Origin of the sequence: Coprococcus sp. HPP0074 (genome assembly GCF_964238105.1) — a bacterium.
Classification (GTDB): Bacteria; Bacillota; Clostridia; order Lachnospirales; family Lachnospiraceae; genus Faecalimonas; species Faecalimonas umbilicata.
This window is the reverse complement of sequence record NZ_CAXSKS010000015.1, coordinates 1-2,198: the sequence shown is the minus strand read 5'-3', so window position 1 is coordinate 2,198 and position 2,198 is coordinate 1. Positions and strand designations below refer to the sequence as shown.

At 37.8% G+C, this 2,198-nt stretch carries 1 protein-coding gene; it reads left to right on the top strand.

All coding sequences use genetic code 11. The annotated features are described in order from the left end of the window. The first annotated feature begins 172 nt into the window (after window positions 1-172). A complete protein-coding gene (locus tag ACESPO_RS13220; RefSeq protein WP_022037878.1) occupies window positions 173-985 on the top strand; it encodes a hypothetical protein in 813 nt (270 codons plus the stop codon). The last annotated feature ends 1,213 nt before the right edge of the window (window positions 986-2,198 follow it).

The window sequence follows — 2,198 nt, the reverse complement described above, 5'->3', positions numbered from 1 at the left end:
ATTAAAAATACTGATTTCTATGGGAGATTCGTATTTTAAGATTTAGAGCCTAAAAATCGGTATTAACCGATAGCCCCTTTTTTAACTACACATAAAAAACATATTCATCACAATGGTATCCCAAAAATGTTTGGTAATATAAAAGCATCAACAGAAAGGAGTTATGTCAGATATGAAAAAAAATAACATTAAAATTCTCGCACTTACTATGACACTATGTGCATCAGCGGCATTGAGCGGCTGTGCAACAAACGCTTCGGCTACTCAAGAGCCTAACAAGTCAATAAACGCTACAATCCCCGAGGAACAAGCTCATAACAGTGGTGATACCCTTTCCTCAAATTCTACATCCATAGCAGAAGCCTATGAAAGTGATGAAGTGATTTCCTCAGAGGAGCAGGCCAAAGCCGAAGAGATCCGTCGAAATGAAATTGCAGAACAGTATTCCGTTTATGAGCCCTATGGCATGACCTATGATAAAGAAAAAGACCGTTTCTTTTATGACGGTCAGGTTGTGCGCTACTTCAAAGATCAGGTAAACGCAGAAAATGCGAACTCGTTTTTCTTTGAGGACGGTGTTGTGGATGTGGAACTGATTAAAGACGTTAATGGAACCTTAACAGGATTAAAGCAGTCCTCGGGCGCAGACTTCAAGGCTCGAACTGATAAACAGGAAGAAATAAAGTCAGAACTTGCTGCGGCTGGCATTACCGGAAACAGTGGTAGTTTTGAATTGGGTGATCCAAACTATCGTGATGACAGTCTGGATGCCTACACTGCCTTTGGTGTTTCTTATGATAAAACCTCTGACAACTGGATGTATGAAGGAAAAGTCATCCACATTTTCTATGATGCCGAACATAATACCTATTGTGACAATGGTGTAAGTAATGGTATCAACATCAAAGTGATCCGTGACAAAAACGATAACATTGAAAAACTGGTGGAAACAGAGGCTCAAGAACTTGATCAGTATGTAAAATAAACCAACCTCTGCCGAACGACGGCAAAAAAAGCCGTCGTACAGCAGACACATTCATGCTCCTATGAAGCAGCAGCCTTGATTTTCAGAGTCAACATTTCTATTTTTGCCTTTTTCATAGCACCCGTGAATAATCTATATCAGTTAAAAAGCATATTTTCACATCAGGGTTATTACCCATTCTATACATTGGATTGCTTCATAGAAATATCGGAAGAAGTTATAGAAATGTTTAAAGAGTTTGATTGTAAAGAGGCTGCTTATCGGCTGTGTACATAATGCCACAAAGCCTGCTATTGACGATCTTAAATAAATAGCCAAATAGCAAGAGTAATACCGATGTCAATCATAATCCACTGCAATGGAAAATATCCGAAAGTGAACTGAAAACAATCATTTCAACAGGAAGAAGTCCAGAATACATTGCTCCCATCATTCCAAATACTCATCCCTACATGACCTTATCTGCTTTCTACTGTATAATCGTGGTTGCCGATGTTTGTACCATTGCCAATGCTATGCTGTACAAGAACGTCATTACAAAGTAAAGCAAAAGATCTCTCTTTCCACAACGATAGAGAGACTTTCATTTATTCTAAATATGGATCGTCAAATGATAAGAGCAAGATCCACCCCGGTATTACCATATCCCCATTCTGCCATATAAGTAATATTTCGGAATTTTATCTTGCTGGGGAACTGTCGCCTCCCCATACCCATTTTTTTATTGGCTACACCGGCGGTGTACGCAACAAAATATTATAATTAACATAATTCTATTTTGAGGCATTCAGCAAGTAACTGGATGTCTTTTTCTTTTTGAAAATACACATGGTGATGCGAACAAATTCTTTTGTAAGCCAATGATATAAGCAAGGGTATGGGGAATTGTCACTCTCCATCAAGAGAACACCCATAAGGTGAACGGAGGCGGAAACGCGATAACGTTAAACATGGGTGGATCTTGCTCTTGTAATATTTTTTCTCTCTGTACCCTGTAAAATGAGCTTTTTCCCTTTCGTTATATAGGGAGATATAAAAAGAGAATTTTAATAAAGCATAAAAATCTCTTTGGGAAAGCCGGCATCCGTCTCCTTAATTTTTCAGAAAGGTAAAAGAAAATATGAAATTTGAATATATTGGTCCTATGTCAAGAAAAAGTACAAATTAAATGTAACCAATTTTCCCTTTTTTTGTAATTGTTAACTCGCTAAGT